General features: G+C 64.3%; 7 protein-coding genes. 2 read left to right on the top strand and 5 right to left on the bottom strand.

Annotation, left to right across the window (positions count from 1 at the left end):
* Nucleotides 1-370 (bottom strand): thiamine pyrophosphate-binding protein (locus WB785_RS01340; protein ID WP_424076907.1); only part of this gene is annotated, 370 nt, incomplete at its 3' end.
* A 91-nt stretch (nucleotides 371-461) separates the two neighbouring features.
* Between WB785_RS01340 and WB785_RS01345 the strand changes: the two genes are divergently transcribed.
* Nucleotides 462-2,372 (top strand): ABC transporter ATP-binding protein/permease, encoded by a 1,911-nt coding sequence (locus WB785_RS01345; RefSeq protein ID WP_424076908.1) that lies wholly within the window; start codon nucleotides 462-464, stop codon nucleotides 2,370-2,372.
* Here WB785_RS01345 and WB785_RS01350 read toward each other — a convergent pair.
* The 3 genes from WB785_RS01350 to WB785_RS01360 form a co-directional block, all read right to left on the bottom strand.
* Nucleotides 2,369-3,823, bottom strand: a complete 1,455-nt coding sequence (locus WB785_RS01350; protein ID WP_424076909.1) for an FAD-binding protein — start codon at nucleotides 3,821-3,823, stop codon at nucleotides 2,369-2,371. The two genes, WB785_RS01345 and WB785_RS01350, sit on opposite strands and share 4 nt — an antisense overlap.
* A gap of 136 nt (nucleotides 3,824-3,959) precedes the next feature.
* The gene (locus tag WB785_RS01355) at nucleotides 3,960-4,460 is read right to left on the bottom strand and encodes a VOC family protein (protein WP_424076910.1); all 501 of its coding nucleotides are present in this window, start codon (nucleotides 4,458-4,460) and stop codon (nucleotides 3,960-3,962) included.
* A 90-nt stretch (nucleotides 4,461-4,550) separates the two neighbouring features.
* The gene (locus WB785_RS01360) at nucleotides 4,551-5,273 is read right to left on the bottom strand and encodes a TetR/AcrR family transcriptional regulator (protein ID WP_424076911.1); all 723 of its coding nucleotides are present in this window, start codon (nucleotides 5,271-5,273) and stop codon (nucleotides 4,551-4,553) included.
* A gap of 110 nt (nucleotides 5,274-5,383) precedes the next feature.
* Between WB785_RS01360 and WB785_RS01365 the strand changes: the two genes are divergently transcribed.
* Nucleotides 5,384-5,830, top strand: coding sequence for a nitroreductase/quinone reductase family protein (locus tag WB785_RS01365; protein ID WP_424076912.1), 447 nt, complete (start codon nucleotides 5,384-5,386; stop codon nucleotides 5,828-5,830).
* 4 nt (nucleotides 5,831-5,834) lie between these two features.
* Here the strand turns inward: WB785_RS01365 and WB785_RS01370 are convergent, their stop codons facing one another.
* Entirely contained in the window at nucleotides 5,835-6,494 is a 660-nt protein-coding gene (locus WB785_RS01370; protein WP_424076913.1) for a hypothetical protein, read from the bottom strand.
* Nucleotides 6,495-6,498 lie beyond the last annotated feature (4 nt).

Genomic DNA, 6,498 nt, shown 5'->3' on the forward strand with positions numbered 1-6,498 from the left:
GAACATGGTCGATCTCCTGCAGCGACCCCATCCCCCAGCGCCCAGCCGGCGCCCGGCCGCCGAGGACCAGCAGCGGCGAGGAATTCTGCTGCGCGGCGGCCATCGCGCTCATTCCATTGGTCACGCCCGGGCCGGCGGTCAGTGCGGCGACCCCCGGCTGCCGCGTTACCTTCGACCAGCCTTCTGCGGCGAATGCGGCAGTCTGCTCATGACGGGTGTCGATCAGCCGGATGCCCTCGCTGCGACATCCGTCGTAGATGGAGAACAAATGACCGCCGGACAACGTGAAGACGGTGTCGATTCCGCTGGCCTTCAGCCGGCGGGCGACAAGCCGGCCCGCGTGAAAGGTGTTTTCGGCCTCGGTGCCCATCCGCTGAGCCTAACCACCGGGAGTCAGCCTGAACCGGCCTGCTGCGGTAGCTTCGCGGGATAGTTCACGTACACCGAGGAGCAGGCGCACCGTGGAGCTGTTCAAGCCGTCCATCAATTGGGGTCACGCGCTGGCCGACTCATTTTCCTGGGTGGGCCTGGCCTGGGTGATCAGCGCAGTCAGCGCGATCGTCGTACTGGTGCTGCTGCGATTGGTCACCCCGTGGGGTCACCAATTCTGGCGGATCACCGGCGATTACTTCGTTGGTCGGCAAAGCGTCCGGGTCTGGCTGATGCTCGGGGTCCTGCTGCTATCGGTGGTCATCTCGGTGCGCCTCAACGTGCTGTTCAGCTACCAGGCCAACGATCTGAGTTCGGCCGTACAGACTGCCGTGCAGGGCATGGCCACTCACGACCGCGCCGTGAAACAGTCTGGTGTCCATGGCTTTTGGATGTCGATTTTGATCTTCAGCATTATGGCGGTGCTGCACATCGCTCGTTTCATGCTCGACATCTATCTCCTGCAGCGCTTTATCGTGGCGTGGCGGGTTTGGCTCACCGAACGGCTTACCGGCGACTGGCTGGAGGGCCGGGCGTATTACCGCGGCCGGTTCATCGACAGCACCATCGACAACCCTGACCAGCGTATTCAGCAAGACATCGACGTGTTGACCGCCAATGTCGGAGCCACGCCCAACGTGCCATCCAACGGCACCGGCAGCGTGCTGGTGTTCGGCGCGGTCAACGCGATGTTGTCGGTGGTGTCGTTCACGGCGATCCTGTGGAATCTGTCCGGACCACTGACCTTGTTCGGCGTCACCTTGCCCAAGGCGATGTTCTGGATCGTCATCGTCTACGTGTTGTTCGCGACAATCATCGGCTTCTGGATCGGGCGCCCGTTGATCTGGCTCAGCTTCCGCAACGAGCTGACGAACGCGGCATTCCGTTATGCGCTGGTGCGGGTCCGCGACTCCGCCGAGGCGGTCGGCTTCTACCGCGGCGAGCGCGCCGAGCGCGTTCAGTTGAGCGGCCGGTTCCGCCCGATCATCGACAACTATCTGCAGTTTGTGAACCGGACAGTCGGCTGGTTCGGATTCAACCTGTCGATGAGTCAGGCAATTGTCCCGCTGCCGTGGGTGATTCAAGCACCGCGGTTGTTCGCCGGACAGATCCGGTTCGGCGACGTCACGCAGACCGCCGCGGCGTTCGGCAACATCAGCGACGGCCTGTCCTTCTTCCGTAACGCCTACGACCAATTCGCCAGCTATCGCGCAGCGATCATCCGGCTCAACGGCCTGGTGGAGGCCGACGAGAAGGCTCGGGAGCTGCCCGAGCTGCTGGTCAGATCAAGCACCGACGGGGATGTCTCCATCGAAGGCGTGGAGGTACGCACTCCGGACGGCGACCAGCTCATCGACAGCCTCGACGTGCACTTGTCCACCGGCGACGCGCTGGTGATCGTTGGGCCGTCCGGCAGCGGCAAGACCACGCTGCTGCGCAGCCTCGCCCAGCTGTGGCCGTATGCGACCGGAACATTGCGCCGGCCCGACGGCCCCGAGACCATGTTCCTATCGCAGCTGCCTTATGTGCCGCTGGGTGATTTGCGAGCCGTGGTGTCCTATCCGGCAGCCGCCGGCGACGTGCCGGATCACGAACTGCGTGACATGATGAATCGAGTTGCGTTGGGGCACTTGGTCGATCGGCTCGACGATGTTCAGGATTGGGTGAAGGTTCTGTCGCCTGGCGAGCAGCAGCGAGTGGCATTCGCGCGGGTCCTTCTGACCAAGCCCAAAGCTGTGTTCCTTGACGAAGCCACCTCGGCGATGGATGAAGGGCTGGAGTTGGCGATGTATCAGCTGCTGCGCAGCGAATTGCCTCACACCATCGTGGTCAGCGTCAGTCACCGCAGCACGGTCGAACATCATCACAATCAGCGGCTCGAGCTGATCGGCCAAGGCCAATGGCGGCTGGGCCCGCTGGAAGGTGAGCCGGCGAGAGTCTAAACGCTTGCGGCCGCATGAGTTCCGGCGCGGCGGCCGAAGAACGATCCCTCGCCCAGCTGCGTGCCGCTGGCGTAGCCCTTGCCGTCCTGGGCGATGTTGGATGCGCATGCGCCCACGGCGTACAAGCCACTGATCGGCCTGCCGTCGTCGCGCAGCACCTGACCGTCGACCGAGGTGGCCAGCCCGCCGACGGTAAAGCCGGCGTACATCGCCTTGCCCAAGGACAAGTCGTATGCACCCCACGGTCCTTTGTCTTGCGGTGCAAGGTAATCCGGTTGCTTGTGGAAGTCGGGATCCTCGCCGCGCGCGGCGTAGGTGTTGTAACGGTCGAGCGTCGCAACGAGGTTGCCTTGCGGGATGCCCAGCGCAGCTTCCATCTCGGCAACGGTTTCCCAGCCGTCGATCAGCGGGATCAGCGGCACCTCCGGTGGCTTCAGATGAGCCTCGTCGACGATCAAGAACGCTGCACTGTCCGGCTGATCCATGACGAAACCCGATGTGCGCGAATGGTAGGAGTCCTCGGCGACGAAACGCTTGCCGAGCTTGTTTACGATGACGCCGGTCAGCAGGATCGACGGCGGATAGGCCGGCGCGGTGATGAAGACCTGGTCCATGTGCTGGGTCGCGCCGCCGGCCGAGACGCCCATCCGGATCCCCAGCCCGTCGTCGTAGGTGTTGCCCAGCACGAACGGCTTCTCGGCCAATTTCGGGGTGTAGGCGGCCACCATCTCCGGATTCATCACGAAGCCCCCGGCGGCGATGATCACCGACTTCGCTCTGATCGCGCCGGTATCGGAGAACTGCTTCCACACCACGCCGCTGACCGCTCCGGACTTGTCGGTGATCAATGCGGTGGCACCGGTCTCGTACCGGATCTGCACACCCAGGCTGGTCGCGCGTTTGAGCAGCAGATCGACGACCATGCTGGCGCCGCCGGTGTCGCCCGGTACCGGTACTTTGTGTCCGCGCGGAGCCGGAACCGCCTGCTCGAGAAACGGCCAGACCTTCTCGTTGCCGGTGAACATCAGCCCCTCGGTGTTGGGCTGGATTACCGCCTTCCCCGGAAAGTAACTGCGCTCGAACTGAAAACCCAAGTCCTCCAACCAATTGAAGTGCTCGACGCTCCCGTCGCAGTAGGCACGGATCTTCGCGTGGTCGGGGTCGCGAGACACCGCGGCCAGATACTTGTACATCTCCTCAGCGGAGTCGGCGTGCCCGGTGGCCTCCTGTACCGCGGTCCCGCCGCCGAGGTAGAAATGTCCTCCGGCCATCGCGGTGGTACCGCCTGCCGCGGCCGCGCGCTCCAGCACCAGCACCCGTGCGCCGGCCGCGGCCGCACTCACCGCAGCGCAACCGCCCCCGATACCGAAACCGATGACCACGACGTCGACATCGTCGGACCACGACGACACGTCGTCAGCGCTGAAAGTTGCTGGTATGTCGGTGCTCATTGGCGCCGCTCCTCTCCCCCTCGCCGCTCCGCGGCTGGGTGGTACCCCCACATCACTACGTTCTGCATCGTCGCCGGCGCGACTCATTGGCGCCGCTCCTCCTCATCACTACGTTCTGCATCGTCGCCGGCGCGGCTCACTGTTGCTCCTGCTTGACGTAGTCGAAGAACTGCCGCATCTCGTCAGAGACGTGCGCGACCTCCAGGAAAGGCACCCCGGCCTGCGGGGCGGCCAGATAGGCGAACCGCAAACCGCCGGGCATCACGCCCTGCTGAACCACAGACGCGCCGTGCTCACTGGCACTGGCCAAGGTCTCCTCGAAGTGCTCGGGGCTATCGGCCTCGACGCAGATGTGGTGCAGACCCGGGCCGCTGTCGCGCAAGAAGTCACTATAGATATTAGGGCCGCGGACCGGTGCGATCAGCTCTAGCTGCATATCGCCGAGATAGCTCAGCGAGATGTGCGCGACGAAGTCGGCCGGTCTGCCGAGGTAGCTGCAGGTGTTCGGGGCAAAGTGCACATCGGGTATCCGCACCCACTTTTTTACGCCTAACAGGCCGGTGAGGGCTGTTTCCGTGGCGTCCAGGGCGTAAGTTACCCAGGCGATCTGTACGGGCGATCCAACGGAGAGGCTCATCGTCTCGCAGGATAGCCCAGCGTCTGCCCCGGCAGAAAGACGTTGCCACGGCCAGCCGTTTCAGCCACCGCAGCCGTCGTTGAACGTGTTCTAATTCTGCGACGTTGCCCGGTACGGCGTTGCGCTGACGTCGGGCTGGGTCAGCACTCCGACAAGCAGCCGAACCTGAGTATCGAACACCGCTTCGGGGTCGGTCAGCGTGTCGGAGCCGTATTGCCCGAACACCTCGAGGCTGATCGCTCCCACCACGCCGGCCCACACCGCGAAACACTTGGCGATGACGGGATCGTCGCCAGGGAAACCGAACTCCCGTCGGAGGCGTTCGAAGTCTGACGAAATAGGTTGCTGTGCAGGGTAATTGGTCAACATGATGTCGCCGGTCGCGATACCGGCGCCCACGGCGTCGAACAACGCGCTGACTACTCGCGTTCCGGGACCGACCGTTCGCTCGGCCGGCGCGTGGTAGCCGGGCACCGGGCTGCCGTACAACAGCGCCCAGCTGGCCGGATGAGCGGTGGCCCAGCGGCGGGCTGCATGCGCTATCGCGATGACGTCGTCGCTCCACACGTCGGGCACATCGTCGCGGGCGCGATCCACCTCGTCGGCGAGGTCGGAATAGGCGTCGATGAGCAGCAACGTCAGCAACTCGTCGCGGCTGGACACGTACCGGTACACCGCAGACGACACCATGCCCAGGTCGCGGGCGATCGCGCGCAGCGACAACCCGGCCGCGCCGTGTTCAACCAGATGGCGCCGGCCGAGCTCGACGATCTGCGCCTCGATGCGCTCACGCGATTCACGCCGCTTGCCCATCCAGCCATTTTGACACAATAAGAGATCACTGCTCTTGAAATTGCGTCATCGGTATGGCACCGTGACACCCAATGAGAGCACCGCTCTCGTGAGCCCAGGAAGGACAAGTCATGACGCTGCGATACGACGAACCCAATCGAACTGCCCGAGTCGGCAACGCGCTGATTCGCTGGCTGGCGCAGATGGGCATCAGCATCGCCGGGACCAAGGCGCTGCAGGTGCGCGGCCGCAAGTCCGGCAAGGCCCACGATGTCGTCATCAACGTGCTCAGCGTAGACGGCGTCGACTACCTGGTGTCTCCGCGCGGCAACACCCAGTGGGTCCGCAATGTCCGAGCCGCGGGCGTCGTGGATATCGGGCCACGCTGGCGTCGTCGGAGACTGCGCGCCACCGAGGTGGCCGACGCGGCCAAACCGGACCTGCTGAGGCGATACCTGGACAAGTGGTATTGGGAAGTCAAAGGCCACATTGCGGGGTTGACGCCCGACTCCGGTGACGACGAATTACGTTCTGCTGCACCGTCAATCCCCGTTTTCGCGCTGGCGAACTTCAGCTGAACGGCTAAATCGACGGACCGCCGACTCCCACGTCCTGGCGGACCTCCTGCGAGGTAGCCTGCCACGAAACCGCCGCCGGGAGATTGCCCCAGACGCTGTTCAACATGCCGACAATTAGTGCCTGGCCGGCCGGGCTGATGATGTAGACCGGTCCGCCGGAATCGCCCTTCTGGCTGATGGCGCCGTTACCCAGAGTGAACCAGCCGTTGTTGACCGCATCGACTGTTCCGCAGGTTTCGCCGGTGACGACGCCGAAATGGCAGACGGGCTCGCCGGGCGTGACGACAAGGCCCGGGTCCGATTGCAGCGCGCGTCCGCCGGGCAGGATGTTGTTCGGCGTCACATCGCTGGCCAGCACGATCGACTCGTAATCGTTGATCTGCTGGTCGGTGCCCACGATTGCCCCGTTGGGCGTGTTGTCCCGGAACGTCGCCAGATTGCCGATGACGTGGTTGTCCTTGTCGGTCACCGGGCCATCGCCGCGGCAATGTCCGGCGGTAAACGCCACCCGCAGGCCTGGGTCGACATAGCCCAAGGTGCACAGATGGCCGCCCTGGTGGATTTCCATTCCGGGGAAGACAAGCACGGGGTCGGCCCTGGCAACCCCTACGGAAAAACAGACAGCCAACATCCCGCCCGAAACCGACGCGACGAACGCGCGCACCCCC

The sequence above is a fragment of the Mycobacterium sp. genome, assembly GCF_049585075.1.
In the GTDB taxonomy this organism is placed as follows: domain Bacteria; phylum Actinomycetota; class Actinomycetes; order Mycobacteriales; family Mycobacteriaceae; genus Mycobacterium.

What these genes read in the sequence shown, in the direction of transcription:
- WB785_RS01350 (WP_424076909.1), bottom strand. Translation starts at nt 3,823, where the DNA reads ATGAGCACCGACATACCAGCAACTTTCAGCGCTGACGACGTGTCGTCG.
- WB785_RS01355 (WP_424076910.1), bottom strand. Translation starts at nt 4,460, where the DNA reads ATGAGCCTCTCCGTTGGATCGCCCGTACAGATCGCCTGGGTAACTTAC.
- WB785_RS01360 (WP_424076911.1), bottom strand. Translation starts at nt 5,273, where the DNA reads ATGGGCAAGCGGCGTGAATCGCGTGAGCGCATCGAGGCGCAGATCGTC.
- WB785_RS01365 (WP_424076912.1), top strand. Translation starts at nt 5,384, where the DNA reads ATGACGCTGCGATACGACGAACCCAATCGAACTGCCCGAGTCGGCAAC.